We start from the raw sequence: 18205 nt of genomic DNA on the forward strand, positions 1-18205 counted from the left end.
TAACAGAGCCTTAATTTATACCCTCCAGATTAATACAATCGTAAGATTTCGTTTCGCGGGTGTTAAACCTTGTCACATACACTTAGCTAAGAATCCAATATAAAGGAGAGAAATCAATGAATCATTTCTTAAATCCAAAAAGCTTAATGCTGCTTAGTGTCGTTAGCTCACTGACATTAGGTTCACTCTCAGTCACCGTCTCAGCGACTTCCACCAACCCTGTAGCAGTATCTGCGCAATCCCAAACGTCTGCCTTTAAGCCGGACCAATTACTCCAACTGCTGGAGCAACAGAAGTATGATCGTATCTATGGGCAGTTAGGAGCGGCTTATAAGAAAGAATATGCTTTAAAAGAGTTTAAGCAACAAGCTAGTCTTTACCATAAGAATGCTACATCCTATAAAGTGGTGAGTCATGTAGCTCTAAACAACACGCACTACTATGCCTGGACCGATCCTAAAGGTGTTAACACGATACAAGCGATGTTTGACAGTAAGGGTAAGTTAGAATTTCTCTTCTTCAGTAAGATGCAAAAATATCCGGAGACTGATGTACAGCGTACTAAAACTACGTTTCAGCTTCCTATTAAAGGGAACTGGTTTGTTTTTTGGGGAGGCTCGAATGAGTTAATTAATTATCATTATGGAGCTGAGCAGCAGCGGTATGCGTATGATCTCATCGTCGTGAACAATGGATTCAGCTATAAAGGCGATCCTAAGAAAAATGAGAGCTACTACGCCTATGGAAAACCTGTGTTAGCTGCAGGAGCAGGCAAAGTCGTGAAGGTAGTTAATGACATTCATGATAATGATCCTGTGGGCACCGAGAATACGGAGCAAATCGCCGGGAACCATGTCATAGTTGATCATGGCAATGGAGAGTTCAGCTACTACGCCCATCTGCAAAAAGGATCGGTTAGCGTCAAAGTCGGCGATGTTGTGAAAGTCGGGGATATACTAGGAAAATGCGGAAACTCGGGAAATTCCAGTGAAGCCCATCTTCACTTTGAAGTTGCTAACAGTGCGGAGCTATTCACTACTCAGTCACTACGGGTGAAATGGAAGGGTGCGGATGATTATGAACAAGGCACCTTTATAAAAGCGCCTTAAAAATACTAGGCTGTTGTAGTCGTTGCTTTTCGAACGACTATAACAGCCTTTTTTACAAACCAAAACCGTAGGCAGCGGAGAGAACGGAACGATTGCGGAGAAGCGGTCGCGGTTGCCTTGGTATCCGGATTTTTTCCTCTTGGGAAAATTGTAATTTAAATCTGGATACCACTGCAATTGGAGCAACGGTCCGTTTGCGGAGCGTCCATCAGAACACTACCTAAGTCCTGCTCAAATAATTACAGGACCTCTTCTGCCTAGCACCTTAGCTTCCGATAGAGGGAAGATCTGATGGGTAATAGGTTGGAAAGTTCGATTACGAAGCATTTCGAATAACGTTCCCAGCTATTCTTTAAACCAATGCGGTTTTGTTTTTTTAGATAAGAGTTGATGTTGTTCTTTATGTTTAATACGGCTAAACTTCTTCAAGTTGTCAAAAATATTTTTTTTATAAAGATCGATCTGGTTATGCATATCCGTAATCCACCTTTTTGTTTCTAAAAAAGACAGGGAGCGAGCATTCTCTCTATCGGTCATCATGTTGCCTATGGATTTAATCCCGTATAATCACTCTTTATCGATAGGTATTACTATTTTTTGATCTTATTCGTCAATAAATTCACGACATTTTACACCTATTCCAATTTAAACCATTAAATAGTAGTATGTTAAGGCATACATACGACATTAGGAGGGTTTAATGAGTGACTTTAATTCATCAATCGGTTGATATGGGAAGACTTGAGCATTTCTCACAAGCAATACAGGCCATTAACGACGAGGCGAATAGGGTATGCAAGGATTTGTTCAAGGTGACTAAAATGACAGGAATGGATTATGAATGGGAAATTACGGTTTACGGTAAAAAGATATTTATTACCTCAGATGATGTTCATAAAATATTAGTTCAAGACAATAATACAAATTACAAAGAAGTCTTCAAGGAACTTATGGCCTGGAAATTGAGAGCGGTTTAGAGCTAAAGGCTATGGAATGCATTGATTTCCATTAAAGAGTTTGAAAAAATGTTGGAGCAATTGCTGTCACGGAAAAAGATCTTCTGGAAGTGTTAAAGCGTGTTGAAGCCAATAAAGGAATGCAATTGAATCGGGATCCTTCCGAGCTGCTTGTTCAAGGCATGTATAACATCCGAAAAGAGCATGGATTGGAGTAAAATAGGCTCTGAGCCCTGGCCATCCATAAAACAAAGAAACGGCAGAAATGCCGTTTCTTTGTTTTATTTTATGAGTTTTTACAATCCGTAGAGTCAATTCACTTCAGAAGCGCTTTTGAATTCACTAGGTATTAAGCCTGTAATGAGTTTAAATACTTACTGAAATAATATTGATTGTTATAGCAAACCATATCTGCGATATCTTTAAACTAGAGGTGGATGGCATTGTGGGCAAGATTACGGAATGGAGCTGAGGTTCTAATCTTTTTGATGGGCATTCTTATATGGTGGATACAACCATTAATTATTCTCGCGCAATCTTCCAAATCGATAAAATTGCGGCCCGCAGCCGCCGCATTGGCGTGAGGGAAGTGTATTAGGATTGCATGCAAGAAACGGGTACACAGTGAATATGTCGTGGAGTAATGGCCAGTTAGCTGAGGTTACAATAGGGTCTGACAATGGTGGACTGTGCAGAGTGCGGTCAACGATTCCGTTGACAACAGAAGCACTTGATTCTATATTACGCACAGCACGCTATGGATTCTATAGTTATGAATTTAGCATTCCAGCGTGTGAGAATGCATATTTGAAGGCTATGATTTAACGTGGTCTTCTAGGAGGTTTTATAGTGAACATGAGAGCATTGTGTGAAAGAATAAAGCTTGATCCAGCTGCTAGACAGCAGGTTTATGAGTTTCAGATGAAAGAGGATGAATATGTTGTTTATAAACAACATTTTTATTCTGACAGATTTTCTTTTTTTGAATCTGTGAAAGCATCAGAGGGCTATCGGAAGCTACTATTATATTTATTTGTGAGATTCGCAGTAGATGCTTATGAAGAGTATCGTATTCGTAACATTGAGGACGAGATCTATTATGATACGTTCTCAGATATTCAGATCTGGTGCATGCAATGTCTGCGTGATCACGGTGAATATGGTATTGAAGAATACAACTGGCTGCAAGAGCATGTTCAGCTTCGTCTATTTCGTTTGGGAAGAATGCAATTTCAACCTTTTGCGATGGACAGGGATTTAGTCGTGGATGGTTGTAAAGTCTTTACCAATCAGATCGTGCTTAATGTGCACATTCCAGCGGGAGAGCCTTTATCCGTTCAAAGTGTGGAGGAATCCTTTCAGTTAGCCAGAGCTTTTTTTAGAGGTATAACTCCAGTGTTTATTTGTCATTCATGGCTGCTTGATCCGGAACTAAGTGAGGTATTGAACCCAGAATCGAACATTATTCAGTTTCAAAGTCGGTTCTACATTTATGAAGTTGATAAAAGTTCCAAGGAAGCAGAAGAAAGAATATTTAATAAACTAAGTATGAGCCCTCAAGTGTACGAAGAGAACACCCAACTGCAACGGAGTGCAAAGGCTTTTTTAATTACAGGAGGTATATTAGGTAGTGGTTACGGAATCAAAGTACATAAGTAAGGCTGAAATCTTGGCATATTACGGATAGTGAAGACGTACACTGCAAATGAAGTGAGCGTTAACCTGACTCTGGCTGTAATAGCTGGTTCTAGGGATAGCGTCTTATTTTATCCAAAAACGAAACCGGTTTCAAATGTGCGAGCGCGCCGTGCAATGAAATCAATAAGATCAAAGAGGTGATTCCATTGGGCTGACTCTGGGCAGATATCGTCTTAAGCATTTCTGTGTCCTATGATTTTTTCATTTATTAGGAGGAGACGACGATGTTGAGAAAAGGAAAAATGCTAAGTCTATTTCTGCTGTTCACACTTATGATTGCTCTAGTGCCTACTGGTCATTCAAGTGCAGCCTCGAACTGGAATCTGGTATGGAGCGATGAATTTGACGGGAATTCTCTGAATACTAATAATTGGTTGGCTGAAATCGGCACGGGTATCGACGGTTGGGGAAACCATGAGCTTCAGTATTATACCAGTCGTCCACAGAACCTGCAGGTAACAGGTGGCAATCTAGCAATAACAGCGCAAAAAGAATCGTATGGAGGAATGAATTATACCTCTGCACGGATCAAAACACAGGGACTTAAAAGTTTTACCTATGGAAAAATCGAAGCTAGAATCAAGCTGCCTTCAGGCCAAGGACTCTGGCCGGCGTTTTGGATGCTGGGATCGAATATTGATTCGGTGGGTTGGCCGAATTCTGGGGAAACGGACATTATGGAGCATGTGAACAATAATGCTTCTGTTAATGGGACGGTACACTGGGATGCCAATGGGCATGCTAGTTATGGTCAGGTTTCCGGTAATCTTGATTTCTCTCAGTACCATGTGTACAGCGTGGAATGGGATGCGAATTATATTAAATGGTTTGTAGATGGCAACCAATATAATGCTTTTTATATCGAGAACGGAACTGGAAATACGGAGGAATTCCAGAAACCTTTCTTCATTCTGCTAAACCTTGCAGTGGGTGGGGATTGGCCTGGAGGACCAAACGGTTCAACTGCTTTCCCTGCACAAATGCTGGTTGATTACGTACGTGTGTATCAGACTACGCCTAACTCAAGCATCGTGAGTGGCGGAATTTATACTTTAGCTGATAAGGCTAGTGGTAAGGTTCTCGACGTTGTAGATGTATCTACAGCAAACGGAGCAAAGATGCAGCAATGGACCAATTACACAGCCAATAATCAGAAATTCAAGGTGGAAAGTACGGGAGACGGCTACTATAAGCTGACAGCAGTGCATAGTGGAAAAGTGTTGGATGTACCGAACTCATCAACCGCCAGCGGCGTACAGTTGCAGCAGTGGGATGACAATGGTACCAACGCTCAGCGGTGGAGCATTGTAGATGTAGGGGGTGGATACTACAAACTAATTTCTAAAGTGAGTGGATTAGCCATGGATGTAAACGGAGCCTCAACGGCAGATGGTGCAGCGGTTCAGCAGTGGACGGATAATGGAAGCGATGCTCAGAAATGGTTTTTTACTAAAGTGAACTAAAAGGATTTATTATACGATCATGTTCAAGAAAAACGGCAGAGTGCCGTTTTTCAGAATGACGAGAAACCCAATTCACTGGATGGCCTTGGGTTTCTCGACAGCCTGAGCCCCTATTCAATAGGGGCTGCCTTTTAGCGTTTAATGCGTCGTTGGTTTTGTATTCTTGTGTTGATTACAATGCCTTTTCTCCTTCTTATCGTTCTAATTAATTTCAATTGGAACAGTGAAAGGGGTGAGATTCTTGTGCGAACAATTTTAATTCTACGTCTATAAATGATTTGTCTATTGGTTTTTTGTGTAAAACGCCGCTTAACATAACTGACTTTCCGTCTTCTTCGTTTTAATTTGGCTTTAAAAGTTCTCCAAGGGGTTAAATTTAGGAACTTGCGATACAGCGCAAACCCTGAGGAATCTTTATTCCAGCATTTCTCATCCCCGGCAAAATGGACAATTTTATTATTATAGTCATGATCTGGGATGGCCATGTTAAATGAATTAAAACGGATATCGAGTGGGAGGTAATTCGCTCCAAAAACTGCATTTAGAACATCCTGATCCGGCATAGTGACATCCGGGAAAGTGCGCAAAAAGTTTAGCATCTCTTGGTACCAGTTCGTATTCTGGCGGATATTATTCAAAGCAAATACGATCACTCCGGAATTAAAATAAACCTCAGGATTTAGCCCCTTGGCGCTTACAATAGGTGCCACATCCATAATGCCCTGATCCCAAATTGCCCCTAAATATTTATCATTCAGCTCAACTTGCCACAGCTCCGCGATATCTATGTTTACCAATACATCACAATCCAGATAAATAATTTTGTCAGCAGGAATTAACGCGGGAAGCAGCAATCGGTACATACTTGCATGTGTCCACATATCGATAGAATTAATATTGGCAAGAACCTGGAGCATATCTTCGGGTAAAGTAATCGAATAAAAGCTAATCGTATGCTGATGTTTAGTGGTTAATCGGACGAGCTTTCGCTTGTTAACTTCGGTTAAAGAGGCATCATGTAAAATATGAACATGGATTGGGGAACTTGTATGATGAAAAATTGATGCTAAAACGACACCGGCATGCTCTACATATTTTCCATCCTTATCTTGAAAGGCCAAGGCAATTTCGATCATTTGATTTATCCTCTCTCTACATTAGTGTACGAATGTACCACAGTATACGTTTGCCCTGGCAAGAGGATTAAGGCATTACACCTACGATATTCACCCAATTTAATTTTGGATATGAAAAAACCAAGCTCTGCAGATCACAGACTTGGTTGTAATTTCTTATTTTCGCAGCTTAATGCGATCTATGTGATGATTGTTATTTTTAAATAGAATAAGATCTGCACGATTTCTAGTAGGCAAAATATTGTGTATCAAATTTTCAAAATTGATTTCTTTCCATATTCTTTTCGAGATCTCGATAGATTCTTCTAGTGATAACTGTGCATATTTTTTAAAATAAGATTGCTTATCTTGGAAGGCGGTATCTCTAAGCTTAATAAAACGATCAATATACCATTTCTCAATATTATTCACATCAGCATCCACATAAATTGAGAAATCAAAGAAATCAGATACAAAATAGTTTGGTACACTTTGATTAATCGTCAAACTAGTCTGAAGAACATTTAATCCTTCAACAATTAGGATGTCCGGGTTCTCGATTGTAATATATTCATTTGGCACAATATCATAAGTTAGATGGGAGTATACAGGGCTTTGAACACTCGAAACACCAGACTTCACTTGAGTTAAAAATGAAATTAAACTACGTGTGTCGTAGCTTTCAGGAAATCCTTTTTTCTTCATGATTCCACGCTTTTCCAGCTCAGCATTGGGATGTAAGAACCCGTCAGTAGTAACTAAATCTACTTTTGGATGAGAAGGTAATTGAGAGAGGAGTTTCTGAAGAAGTCTAGCGGTTGTACTCTTGCCAACAGCGACACTTCCGGCGATGCCTATGATAAATGGACCTTTTTTAAGATCGTTATTAAGAAAGTGATTTATAGAGTCTTTAAATGTATGAGAGGCCTGAAGCTGCAAATGTATCAATTGGGACAGAGGAAGATAGACCTCATTTACATCCTCAATCGAAATTTTATCATTAATACTTTGGATATCGGTAAGCTCTTCTTCTGATAATTGGATAGCAGTGAAATCGCTTAGCTTCTTCCAATCCTCACGTAAATAAAGTGTATATGCTGAATTATTTACCATTATAGTTTCCACATCCCCGAATTTTTAAAAGATTCGCTTGCACATAGGTATTATAACCGTTCATTCAACTTGATTCCATTCATTGCAATCGACATTAGTATGGACATTATGGAGAATTCATTTCAATAAATAGGAAAATAAATTAAAATATAGTGAACGAGGAAGAATGGAGTGGAACCATGGGAGTTTTTCGAAGAGTTGAAATATTAACGGATTACACGAGCAAGGGTACGTTCCTAGAAGAGTCTGAGCCCAGGAAAATCGTGATAAGTCTTTATTATCCGGATACGGATGGTTTGCTCGAAAACAACGAATCTGAAATAAAATATATGGATCTTTTCCGCCCTTGTGAACAACAAGCAAGAGCAATTCTACAAGATATAGGTATGAATATGGATCTCATAGATGGATTATCTACCTTAATAAGCGAGCGAACATTTCAACAGAAGTCTAAACGCCCCTATCCAGTCATTATTTACTCTCCGGCATTAGGATTAGATAGAGATATGTATATTTACAATATACAAGCGCTGGTAAAGCAAGAATTTATCGTGGTAACCGTCAGTGCTGCTTATGAAGCCATGTTTACCGTTTGTCCCAGTGGAGAATTTATTAATCAATCAGAGGTCATGAGGACAATACAGGCTACAGATTATAGCGAATTACATCACTTAATTTCTATTCGAAAAAAAGATATACAGTATGTTTTGAATTACCTCTATGATCTGAACGCTAAGGATAAGGATATGATGGGAAGTTTTGATATGGACAAGGTCGGCATTATTGGACATTCAATCGGCGGAGCTACTGCAGTAGATTTAACTATGGAAGATGATAGAATTAAAGCCGCAGTATTATTAGATGCAAGTATGCATTTATATTTTGAGAATGAAGTGAAGAACAATACGGTGCCCCTACTTGTATTAAGGCAAAAGGCGTCTGCTTTAGAATCTCTAAGCAATATCTTACAGGAGAAAATAGCAAATGATTTCATCAAAGGACAAGAGAAGCTTTATCGGAATTGGAACGGATATAAATCTTTTTTAAAAATACGAAGTGCTACACATATGTCCTTTAGCGATATGCCACTTTTTGAGGAGGACGAGATTTTATATCAAAGAACATGTGGAACTCATAATCAGATAAATGAACTTGTCGCTAAGTTTTTTCAAGAGCATCTATTAGATCAGGGGGATGCTTATTCTACATTCATTAGCCATAACCAAAGTGATTTCTGTGTGATCAATGGCAGTGGAGATGAAATTCTGTAAACTAGCATACAGGATTTCAAGGGATGTTCGTGTGGGTAAGAAGCTATGAGGTCTCTTTTGAAAAATAAGCAAACGGCCGAGAGCCGTTTTTTTATCCTTTGATCCCAAAAGCAATCCAGCGCCCATCGACATCTTCAATAACAAATTCCTTGTTATTATAGTCGGTGTTTGCTAATGGTCGGACAATGTTAACACCAGCCGCTTTGAATTCTTTCTCCAACTGCTCTTGCAGTTTCGTAATAAAATAGACATCGTAACCATAGCCATACAATTCTCGATTAGGAATAACCCTTTGTCCTTGGGATTGTGTAAGGATAATTTCTGTATCATCACGATAGAGACAAATGTGCGGTTCCTCCGTATCTAAATAGGGCACAACTTGAAAGCCTAAGTACTGATTGTAATAAGCAGCGGTTCGCTCAATATTCAGGGTAGGAAAGATACTATGTGATTGTAAAAGCTTTTTGTCCACTTTTGAGTTCATCCTTTCTAAGAAAATAGATATCCACATATTACCTTGCGACAAGGAGTTCAACAATACATTGAGTCATTATTCCGGAGGAGACATTCATGGTTGACACCATAGATATTCTATAATAATATACATGCATGAGCATACATTAATTACTCTCTGCTAAAACATGGTTTCAATGTTCATAATAAAATTAGTTTTTTATAAAGAGGAGAGATATCATGAAGAACTTGTTCACCCCGTATGAAATGAAGGATTTGAAATTGAAGAACCGCGTGGTTATGCCTCCAATGTGTCAGTATTCAGTGACTAACAAGGACGGAATCGCTACCGATTGGCATTATAATCATTACGTAAGCCGCGCCATTGGAGGAACTGGATTAATTATTATTGAAATGACCGATGTAGAGCCTGATGGCCGAATTACTGATTTTGACCTTGGCATTTGGTCCGATGAGCAAATACCTGCATTGGCTAGAATTGTTGATGCTTGTCATGCCTATGGGGCAAAAGTAGGTATTCAAATTGCTCATGCTGGGCGTAAGGCTGAAGATGCAGCAGTTCCTGTATCCTCTTCTGCCGTTCCATTTGATGCTGACTCCAAAACACCACGTGCCCTAACGACTGAAGAAGTGAAGGGTATGGTTGAGAAATTCCGGTTGGGCGTCAAGCGTGCGATTCAAGCGGGGTTTGATGTTATAGAGCTTCATGGTGCGCACGGTTATCTTATTCATCAGTTCCATTCACCGCTAACGAATCAAAGAACAGATGAATATGGCCAAGATTTGACCTTGTTTGGTACTGAAATCATTCGTGTAGCGAAAAGTGAAATGCCTGAAGGAATGCCATTGATCATGCGTATTTCAGCTCAAGAATATGTAGAGGGCGGATACGGCATTAAGGAAAGCTTGGCATTTAGTAAAGTTTATAAAGAAGCTGGCGTAGATATTTTCCATATTAGTGCGGGTGGTGAAGGTCCTATCGCGGCTGCCGGCAAGCCAGGAACACATGCGGCGTATCAAGTTTCTTTGGCAAGAGAGATCAAATATGGTTTAAATGTACCGGTGATTGCTGTAGGCAGATTGGATGAACCAGCTCTTGCTAATGCAGTCATTGGGAATGAAGAAGCAGATCTTGTTGCAGTGGGTCGGGGGATGCTGAGAAATCCATATTGGACCTTAGAGGCTGGAGTTAAGCTTCAGCAAGACCCGGGTATTCCTCGGCAGTATGCCTTTGGATTTCCTAGAATTAAAGGCTAAGGACTAACGGAATTAAATGGAATCATTTGGAAAGACCGACTTCGTGGAGAAACGGTCTTTTCTCTTTTTTAGATTAAGCTTGGCACAATGGATGTGGAGTGTAGTACTATTATATAGAAGAAAAAATTCATGAATAGTCATACGCTCAGGAGATGAAGAGATAGATGGACAAAATTCTTAACAATGACCTTATCGCGAATTGGTTGACGTTAACGCATATACAAATGAATGTGACGAATGAATTAGAAGTTAATTTGCAAGCGAATCATGGTTTATCTTTAAAAGAGTTCTACTTGTTATTATTCTTGTCAGAAGCCCCAGAGAAAAAACTGAAATTGCAGAAACTCGAATCTATGGTTGGTTTAAGTCAAAGTGCCGTTTCACGACTAGTTAGCCGGTTTGAAGCCAAGGGCTGCGGAGCTTTAGAGAGAAAAGCATGCGACAGTGATCGCAGAAGTATTTATACCTCCCTAACCTCCATTGGTGAGGCCAAGCTCATCCGTGCACAAGAAACCTTTAAAGACACGCTAATGACGGCATTCCCGGAGAAAGATGTGGAACAGCTTCTAGCGCAAATGCTTCGTATGAAGCCTCAATCATGAATCAGCTCAAAAAAACCTCTGTTTAGGTAGATGGATCGTATCTCCATTTCCCATGCAGAGGTTTTTTGCGTGAGACTTTCTTATTCCATTACCGCTTAGAAAGCTGGTAATAATTATAGCTTTCATTTTCAATCGTAATTTCATTAATTAAGTCGAAGTCACATTTTTGTATGACTCTATTTGAGGGTGTATTGTGTACCAGAGCAATAGCGTTTAATACATCGGTAGATGTGTGCTCAAACAAATACTTAATTAACCCCTTGGCAGCTTGTGTGGTATACCCTTTGCCGCGATGATCCTTGGATATGGCATACATGATTTCTCTGTTCGGAGCGGGTAATTCATCCTTCATTCCTGTACAGCACCAACCGATAAACTCATTCGTCTCCTTTAAAATAATGCCTAAACGAAGACGAAGCTCCCCGATATTTCCATCCGCTGAGACCGCTTTTAGAAATTGTTGGTTTTCTTTTATTTCATAGTTTATTAACCAATCTAGCCGTTGTTCTTTAGGGACATTCCAGTCGGGCAGAAATTCTATGATTTCAGGCTGCGTGGTAAGTGCATGAAACTCGTCTAAATCCTCCACAATAAACTCTCGTAACAGGATATCTTTACATTCAATTGTAAATAAATCGCGTTTTGTTGACTCATACTCTACATGGTTATTCATATTTCATCTCTCCTTCTTGCTTTCAAATTCATTTTATCATGAATAAAAGGGTCTATTTGGTAATCATTAATTATAAAAAAAGTTTTCCTTTGTATGAAGAGACGGTTACCTGGTATGAGAAACAAAAGAACTACATGGATACGATTGCGGACGAGCATTACTACCGTTCCAACGAGTATTTGTTAGAGAATGCGGATCGCTACAATTATTATTACAGAGCTTATAAAGAAGACGGCAGCTTGGACGAGGCTGAAACTTCGAAGGTTTTTGTAGGTGAATATGCATCGACAGATAAAAATACATTGGCAGGAGCGATTGCTGAGGCGGCGATTATGTCCAGCTTCGAGAATAACTCTGATGTGATTAGACTAGCTGCAACGGCACCGTTGTTCAATAAGGTACTGACAGATGGAATCTACAGATGGACACCGGATTGCATTTGGTTTGATGATGAAACTGTATGGTACACGCCGAACTATTATGTTCAACAGCTGTACGCTAAATATCTCGGCACCAAAGTGGTTGGCACATCGTTCTCGACTTATCGCAACGGTGAAAAGGTAGATCTCATTCCTCACGGAGGAATTGAAGTAGCTGCTGGAAAATCATCTGTGGTTGTGAAGCGGGTGAAGGTTACTTCGAATACGGATGGCAGCGTTATGTTAGAACAAGATTTTACACAGCCGTTGCATGAAGCTTGGAAAGTCATTCCTGGTTCTGCCGGATATACGATTGATCCTTCCAAAGGACTAGTCTTGAAGGCACAGAACAGCGGGCTAAATGGATTGTATATCCTCAATGACGCGTGGACTAATTATAAAGTAGAGGTCGCTCTTGAAAAAGCTTCCGGCGAAGATGGCTTCTATGTAGGTGCAGGTCTGACAGACATTTCACCTGAAAATAAAGATGTTATCGAATATGCGATTGGCTATAATGGCGATGCCACAGGAATCAAGGTGTACAAGCAAGGGATTGAGGCTTATACGCTCGGCGATTATTCCTCTAGTACAGCAGCGGGTAACCTAAGAGCTAGTTGCTATGAAGAGCGTATAACAGAGAAGTATACAATTCCGTTACTAAAGATGATAAGCATCTCTATGTGAAGCTTGTGAATGCGGATCGTGTAGAGAAAGCAACGAAGCTTGATCTGAAAGGCTTAAACATAGCTACTACCGGTAAATGGATTACTTTAACGGGCGATGCTTCGCTAGTTCACACACCTAATGTGAACAGAAAAAATGATGAGAAGGTTACTCCGGTTGAAACGAAAATCATGTTTGGTAAAGACACTGCAATTGTAAATCTAGCGGCCCATTCTGTGAACGTGATTGTTCTGGATCTTATTAATAGAAAAGATAGCATTCAGTGCGCGCCGATATTACTTCGGCGCGTGATGTTGTTTAGGTAGCCTATAATCGGTTGATGAATATTTATAGAGAATGGTCCGCCTGCTTGATGAATCTCGGAATCTAACTTACACTGGTGAAAGTACAATCACCCGAATGACTCTCTATCCTGCGATCCTCCCAGAATATTTTTTCAAAATATAAGAAAGTATAAGTTTCACGCTATACATCATCCTTCTATTTCTCGCTTAAACGCTTACCGTCCTTGTAAGGACGCCGAAGGCGTTTATGCTTGCCACACTAATGCTTTCATTTCACGAGAATATAGTTCATATCTTGCCCCTAATAGGAGGACGATACAATGATGAAATCATTCAAAACGGACTGGAAAGCAAATCTAAAAAATCCACAAACGATTATGGCTTTGTTTACTTATCGTTTTGGAAATTGGGTGTATTATCGGGTGAAAAGTGGCCTGATCCGCAAACCATTGTGGCTCCTATACCGAATTATGGATGTGCTGTTTGTCCGAATTGTTGCCAGTGGAGAGCTTCATGCAGAGGCTCAAATTGGTGATGCGCTTCATTTACCGCATGGGTTAAATGGAATTATTATTAGTCCTAAAGCGGTGATTGGCAACAACGCTACTATTTTTCACCAAGTGACCATTGGGGGGAGAAATAACTTAGGGGAACCCGTGATTGGTGATAGAGCATTTATCGGAGTAGGTTCTAAGATACTAGGCCCGATTACGCTGGGGAACGATGTTAATATCGGAGCTATGTCTGTTGTGGTTAAGGATGTGCCGGATAATGCTTCGGCAGTAGGGATTCCTGCCAGAAATATTTTGCGAGATGAACCCAAACCTGAGAATACAAGATAAAGACGTTAGGTTCTAGTACATAGGGTACGCGTGCGCTTTATTTTAATAAGTTACAGGGTATAATTAAAGCATCCAAGAAATCTTGTAATAACCTTCTAGAGATCGGAGTAATGAAATGAAATATTGCAATTTAGAAGAGTGTGTTAATGATTTAGAGAAGCATGGACATTTGGTTCGTATTCGTGAAGAAGTGGACCCTTATCTGGAGATGGCCGCGATTCACTTGAAGGTTTATGAAGCCGGTGGCCCCGCATTATTATTTGAAAATGTAAAAGGCTCGAAATTTCGTGCCGTATCTAACCTTTTTGGAACGCTGGAGCGCAGTAAGTTTATCTTTCGGCGTACTTGGAACTCCACACATAACGTAATTGCACTTCGTAACGATCCTATGAAGGCACTTAAGAATCCTTTTAAATATGTAGGGACAGGACTATCCGCGAGAAAAGCATTGCCTATTAAAAAGCCGGGTGGTCTACCAAGTGGTTTTCAGGAAATCAGTATTTCTGATCTTCCGCTGATCACACATTGGCCAGAGGATGGTGGGGCTTTTGTCACTTTGCCGCAAGTGTATTCCGAAGATCCAGACAAGCCAGGCATTATGAATTCCAATCTGGGGATGTACCGTGTTCAGTTGAATGGTAATGATTATGCGCTCAATAAAGAGGTTGGTATTCACTATCAAATTCACCGCGGTATCGGCGTGCATCAGGAAAGAGCCAATCGAAAAGGAGAACCGCTTAAAGTGAGCTGTTTTATCGGCGGACCTCCAGCGCATACCTTATCGGCTGTCATGCCTTTGCCAGAGGGAATGAGTGAGATGATCGTTGCAGGCTTACTTTCGGGACGTCATTTTAGCTATAGCTATGTGGATGGATATTGCATTAGTAATGATGCGGATTTTGTGATCACAGGGGAAATTCATCCTGGTGAGACGAAGCCGGAAGGACCTTTTGGCGATCATTTAGGCTATTACAGCTTGGTGCATCCTTTTCCAGTTATGAAAGTACATAAAGTGTACGCTAAAAAGAATGCAATCTTTCCATTTACGGTTGTCGGCAGACCGCCACAAGAGGATACCGCTTTTGGTGAGTTAATTCACGAGTTGACGGGCGGAGCTATTCGACAAGAAATCCCGGGTGTCAAAGAAGTTCACGCAGTAGATGCTGCAGGTGTTCATCCCCTTTTGTTTGCGATTGGCAGTGAACGTTATACGCCATATCAACAAGTGAAGCAGCCAGCGGAGATTCTTACGATTGCGAATCGGATATTAGGTACAGGTCAGCTTAGTTTAGCTAAATTCTTGTTTATTACAGCCGAAGAGAAACAACCTATCAGCACACATGATGTTGAGGATTTCTTGACTTATATTTTAGAGCGAATTAATCTTCGCAGAGATATTCATTTCTATACGAATACAACGATTGATACCCTTGATTATTCCGGTACAGGATTAAACAGCGGAAGTAAGGTGATTTTTGCTGCGGTTGGGGAGAAGAAAAGAGAGCTATGTACAGAGGTTCCTGGCATTCTTCTAGAACTACAGGGATTTGGACATGCAAAGATGGTGATGCCGGGTCTAGTGGCGCTTCAAGGCTCTAAATTCACTACTTACGCTGAAGCAGCGCAGGAAATGAACAAGCTTAGCGAAGATATTCAGGCATCGGGAGCGCTCCCGTCTTGCCCGATGATCATTGTATGTGATGATAGCGAGTTCTTAAGTGATAGAATTGAGAATTTCCTATGGGCGACGTTCACACGCAGCAATCCTTCTCATGATATATATGGCGTGAACAGTTCAACGGAGTATAAGCATTGGTCATGTGATAACGTGATTATTGATGCGCGTATAAAACCTCATCAAGCGCCACCATTAATTCCGGATCCAGCGGTTCAAAAGCATATCGAACGATTGTTTGTTGCAGGCGGCAGTTTAAGTGGCGTTAAAATCTAAAGTTGTTTCATCGACCTTCTTGGGACACCAAGGAGGTCTTTTTGCATTTATATGTGATGATTTTAATCATATGAATGTTATGGTGAACCCTACAACGTATTCAGTGGAGAGAAATGTAAAATAGGGTGGAACTCCAGCTATAATCTTAGGAAAGATCAATTTTAAGTGGCTATATGTCATGGACTTCGGTCAGGCGGCATCTTTATACTTAAAGGGACAAACTGTGTAAGGTGATGTTTTTAAGAATAGAGAGTACAAACGAATTGAAAGCGGTTAAATCCACAGCGAGCTATTCATGTATGATTTTTCGTTCTCCACGCAAAGTGGTTGTACTTACATAATCAGATAAAACTAATAAACGACAAGGGTGAAATTATGATGGCAAAAAAACAAGGGTTAAATCCGTACCTCCCGTCTTGGGAATATATCCCTGATGGTGAGCCGTATGTTTTCGAAGGAAGAGTTTATGTGTATGGCTCGCATGACCGTTTTAATGGACACGCTTTTTGCTTGAACGACTATGCTTGCTGGTCTGCGTCTGAGGACAATCTGGGCGATTGGCGGTATGAGGGTGTAATCTATCAGACTACGGATGACCCTCTTAACCCTGATGGAAGCATGTGTCTATATGCTCCCGATGTCACCGTTGGACCGGACGGGAGATACTATCTCTACTACGTGCTAGACAAGGTTCCCGTAGTATCGGTGGCTGTATGCGACAAGCCGGGTGGTAAGTATGAGTTCTACGGTTATGTAAAATATGCCGATGGAACACGCTTGGGGGAAAGAGAAGATGACGAACCGCAGTTTGACCCAGGCGTGCTGACCGAAGGAGAGAACACTTACCTGTACACCGGATTCTGTGCCTCCGGGGATAAATCCAGACACGGCGCAATGGCAACGGTGCTTGGTCCGGATATGCTCACGATTATCGAAGAGCCTGTATTTGTTGCACCGAGCCAGCCATACAGCAAAGGGAGCGGATTCGAAGGCTATGAGTTCTTTGAGGCTCCTTCCATCCGTAAAAGGGGAGATACTTATTACCTTATCTATTCCTCGATCTCGATGCATGAGCTGTGCTATGCGACCAGCCAGTATCCGACCAAAGACTTCACATACCAGGGAGTCATTGTAAGCAATTGTGATCTTCATATCGATACATACAAGCCGGCGGAACAGCCTATGTATTATGGCGGCAATAACCATGGCAGCATCGTGGAGATCAATGGAGAAGGGTACATTTTTTATCACCGGCATACCAATGGAACGGCCTTCTGCCGGCAGGGCTGTATCGAGCGAATCGAATTCCGCGAGGATGGCACCATTCCCCAGGTGGAGATCACATCCTGCGGTTCAAACGGAGGGCCACTTGAAGGCCGGGGGGAATATCCGGCATACCTGGCCTGTCATTTGTTCTGCAAAGATAAGGAAATGTATACGGGAGGCTTCGGCCGTACCGGAGCATGGATGGATAGTCGGTTCCCAAAGATTACCCAAGACGGCAGGGATGGCGACGAAGAAATCGGCTATATCGCCAATATGACAGATTCGGCAACCGCAGGTTTTAAATATTTCGCGTGTGAGAGAGTCACCAAAGTCAAAATAAAGGTGCGTGGATATTGCCAAGGCGCTTTTGAAGTCAAAACGTCGTGGGACGGGACCACCACTCGGACGTATAGCGGTAGGCTTTACGAATGTATGGAAGGAATACGCTATTGATATGGTTGTTCCGGATGGTGTACAAGCACTGTATTTTACGTATACCGGTAATGGTTGTGCTAGTCTGGCTTCATTTACTTTGGAATAACATCCGCATATTTGGAACGTTGGTTTCATAGTAGAAGATTAGAAGAGCATACCAATTATGATAGACACGGGATACAGTCAGCGATTGTGGTACAGCTAGCCTGCAGGAGATTGGAACGACGCTTTGCCAATAGGAAACGGGGCTGGCGGTACGGCCGAAGGAAAATTGCAGCTAAATGAGGATTCCGTGTGGTACGGAGGTCCGCGTGACCGTAATAACGAAGGTGCTCTGCCTCATTTATCCGAAATTCGCAAGCTGATTATAGAGAGAAGGCTTAGTGAGGCAGAAGAACTGGCAGCGATGTCGATGGCGGGATTACCTGAAGCGCAGCGGCATTATCGCAAGGGGTGCATCTATTCTGGAGGCGGAATACCGGAAGGAGAAGCCCTAACGTAGCCGCCTTCGGATAGATCAATTGATGAATCAGTAAATATTCTCTTGAACAAACAAAAAAAAGTAAGCGCTTTTTTAGGAGGGATTAAAAGGG

General features: G+C 41.3%; 14 protein-coding genes and 3 pseudogenes. 13 read left to right on the forward strand and 4 right to left on the reverse strand.

What is annotated here, in order from left to right:
- Positions 1–116 precede the first annotated feature (116 nt).
- The 5 genes and pseudogenes from L1028_RS21475 to L1028_RS21495 all read left to right on the forward strand — a co-directional run bounded on the left by L1028_RS21475 (position 117) and on the right by L1028_RS21495 (position 5226).
- Positions 117–1109 carry a M23 family metallopeptidase gene (locus tag L1028_RS21475; protein WP_234539441.1) on the forward strand — a complete coding sequence of 331 codons (993 nt, stop codon included), beginning with the start codon at positions 117–119 and terminating at the stop codon, positions 1107–1109.
- A gap of 704 nt (positions 1110–1813) precedes the next feature.
- Positions 1814–2086 carry a hypothetical protein gene (locus tag L1028_RS21480; RefSeq protein ID WP_234539444.1) on the forward strand — a complete coding sequence of 91 codons (273 nt, stop codon included), beginning with the start codon at positions 1814–1816 and terminating at the stop codon, positions 2084–2086.
- Between the two features lie 558 nt (positions 2087–2644).
- A pseudogene (locus L1028_RS21485) lies at positions 2645–2890 on the forward strand (glycoside hydrolase family 95-like protein); the annotation flags it as partial.
- Positions 2891–2920: 30 nt separating this feature from the next.
- Positions 2921–3724 (forward strand): acyltransferase domain-containing protein, encoded by an 804-nt coding sequence (locus L1028_RS21490; RefSeq protein ID WP_234539554.1) that lies wholly within the window; start codon positions 2921–2923, stop codon positions 3722–3724.
- A gap of 263 nt (positions 3725–3987) precedes the next feature.
- On the forward strand, positions 3988–5226 hold the full coding sequence (locus L1028_RS21495; RefSeq protein WP_234539450.1) for an RICIN domain-containing protein: 1239 nt from the start codon (positions 3988–3990) through the stop codon (positions 5224–5226).
- Between the two features lie 131 nt (positions 5227–5357).
- Here L1028_RS21495 and L1028_RS21500 read toward each other — a convergent pair whose 3' ends face one another.
- Both L1028_RS21500 and coaA read right to left on the reverse strand, forming a co-directional pair.
- Entirely contained in the window at positions 5358–6362 is a 1005-nt protein-coding gene (locus L1028_RS21500; RefSeq protein WP_234539453.1) for a glycosyltransferase family 8 protein, read from the reverse strand.
- A gap of 156 nt (positions 6363–6518) precedes the next feature.
- A complete protein-coding gene (coaA, locus tag L1028_RS21505) occupies positions 6519–7454 on the reverse strand; it encodes a type I pantothenate kinase (RefSeq protein ID WP_234539456.1) in 936 nt (311 codons plus the stop codon).
- 152 nt (positions 7455–7606) lie between these two features.
- Between coaA and L1028_RS21510 the strand changes: the two genes are divergently transcribed.
- Entirely contained in the window at positions 7607–8725 is a 1119-nt protein-coding gene (locus L1028_RS21510; RefSeq protein WP_234539460.1) for an alpha/beta hydrolase family protein, read from the forward strand.
- Between the two features lie 91 nt (positions 8726–8816).
- Here the strand turns inward: L1028_RS21510 and L1028_RS21515 are convergent, their stop codons facing one another.
- Positions 8817–9197 carry a VOC family protein gene (locus tag L1028_RS21515; RefSeq protein WP_234539463.1) on the reverse strand — a complete coding sequence of 127 codons (381 nt, stop codon included), beginning with the start codon at positions 9195–9197 and terminating at the stop codon, positions 8817–8819.
- Positions 9198–9418: 221 nt separating this feature from the next.
- On the opposite strand from L1028_RS21515, the gene L1028_RS21520 reads away from it, so the two are divergent.
- Positions 9419–10456, forward strand: coding sequence for an NADH:flavin oxidoreductase/NADH oxidase (locus tag L1028_RS21520; protein WP_234539465.1), 1038 nt, complete (start codon positions 9419–9421; stop codon positions 10454–10456).
- Between the two features lie 164 nt (positions 10457–10620).
- On the forward strand, positions 10621–11058 hold the full coding sequence (locus L1028_RS21525; RefSeq protein WP_234539467.1) for a MarR family winged helix-turn-helix transcriptional regulator: 438 nt from the start codon (positions 10621–10623) through the stop codon (positions 11056–11058).
- 88 nt (positions 11059–11146) lie between these two features.
- Here the strand turns inward: L1028_RS21525 and L1028_RS21530 are convergent, their stop codons facing one another.
- Positions 11147–11731 carry a GNAT family N-acetyltransferase gene (locus L1028_RS21530; RefSeq protein ID WP_234539469.1) on the reverse strand — a complete coding sequence of 195 codons (585 nt, stop codon included), beginning with the start codon at positions 11729–11731 and terminating at the stop codon, positions 11147–11149.
- A 95-nt stretch (positions 11732–11826) separates the two neighbouring features.
- On the opposite strand from L1028_RS21530, the pseudogene L1028_RS21535 reads away from it, so the two are divergent.
- From L1028_RS21535 to L1028_RS21555, 5 genes and pseudogenes are all read left to right on the forward strand, one after another.
- A pseudogene (locus L1028_RS21535) lies at positions 11827–13139 on the forward strand (alpha-L-arabinofuranosidase C-terminal domain-containing protein); the annotation flags it as partial.
- A 299-nt stretch (positions 13140–13438) separates the two neighbouring features.
- Positions 13439–13960, forward strand: a complete 522-nt coding sequence (locus L1028_RS21540) for a serine O-acetyltransferase (RefSeq protein ID WP_149644713.1) — start codon at positions 13439–13441, stop codon at positions 13958–13960.
- Positions 13961–14075: 115 nt separating this feature from the next.
- Complete coding sequence (locus tag L1028_RS21545) at positions 14076–15911, forward strand: UbiD family decarboxylase (protein WP_234539473.1); 1836 nt, start codon at positions 14076–14078, stop codon at positions 15909–15911.
- A 375-nt stretch (positions 15912–16286) separates the two neighbouring features.
- Positions 16287–17630 (forward strand): family 43 glycosylhydrolase, encoded by a 1344-nt coding sequence (locus tag L1028_RS21550; RefSeq protein WP_234539475.1) that lies wholly within the window; start codon positions 16287–16289, stop codon positions 17628–17630.
- Between the two features lie 199 nt (positions 17631–17829).
- Positions 17830–18114 (forward strand): annotated as a pseudogene (locus L1028_RS21555) (glycoside hydrolase N-terminal domain-containing protein); the annotation flags it as partial.
- Positions 18115–18205 lie beyond the last annotated feature (91 nt).

The organism is Paenibacillus pseudetheri, from assembly GCF_924513355.1.
Classification (GTDB): Bacteria; Bacillota; Bacilli; order Paenibacillales; family Paenibacillaceae; genus Paenibacillus_AQ; species Paenibacillus_AQ pseudetheri.